The organism is Intrasporangium mesophilum (genome assembly GCF_054783095.1).
In genome coordinates this window covers 1-788 of record NZ_BAAGRF010000042.1, presented here as the reverse complement: position 1 = coordinate 788, position 788 = coordinate 1, and the positions used below count along the sequence as shown (strand labels likewise).

The 788-nt window shown below is 65.7% G+C and carries 1 protein-coding gene; it reads right to left on the bottom strand.

Annotated elements, in window-relative coordinates; translation table 11 throughout:
- The coding region (locus ACYVLP_RS23480) for a carbohydrate ABC transporter permease (protein ID WP_460629708.1) at positions 1 to 788 on the bottom strand (788 nt) is incomplete at both ends.

Sequence of the window (788 nt, the reverse complement as noted above, 5' to 3'; positions counted from 1 at the left end):
TTGACGGAGCCGGACATGAGGCCGCCGATGAAGTAGCGGCCGAGGATGATGTAGACGGCCAGGGTGGGTAGGGAGGCGAGCAGGACGCCGGCCATGATGGCGGGGTAGTCGGGGTTCTGTCCGCCGGCGAGCTCGTTGAGGGCGAAGGTGACGGGGCCGTTGTTGCGGTTGGTCAGGAACAGGGCGAAGAGGAAGTCGTTCCAGGCTGAGGTGAACTGCCAGATCATGGTGACCACGAACGCGGGGGGGCTGATGGGTAGCACGATGGAGCGGTAGGTGCGTAGCAGGCCGGCGCCGTCGACCTTGGCGGCTTCCAGGATCTCGGTGGGTAGCGCGGTGGCGTAGTAGTTGCGGAAGATCAGGGTGCAGATCGGGATGCCGAAGATGACGTGGACGGCGATGAGCTTGTAGATGCCGTCGAACCAGGACAGGCCGGGGGTGCCCTGCACGGAAAGGAGCATGGCCTGTAGCGGGATCATGATGGCCTGGTAGGGGATGAACATCCCGAACAGGAACAGGGTGAACACGGTGGTGGCGCCGGGGAAGCGCCATTTGGCGAAGACGAACCCGTTCATCGAGCCCAGGACCGCCGAGAGGACCGCGACCACGGACGCGAGGATCAGGGAGCGGAACAGCGCCGGGGACAGGAAGTCCCAGGCGGCGGCCCAGCCGTGCACGGAGAACACGGTCGGGGGGGTCCAGGCCTGGTCGGCGGTGACGTCGGCGGAGCGTTTGAAGCTGGTCACGGCCAGCACGTACAGCGGGATGAGGATCAGGACCAGGAACGC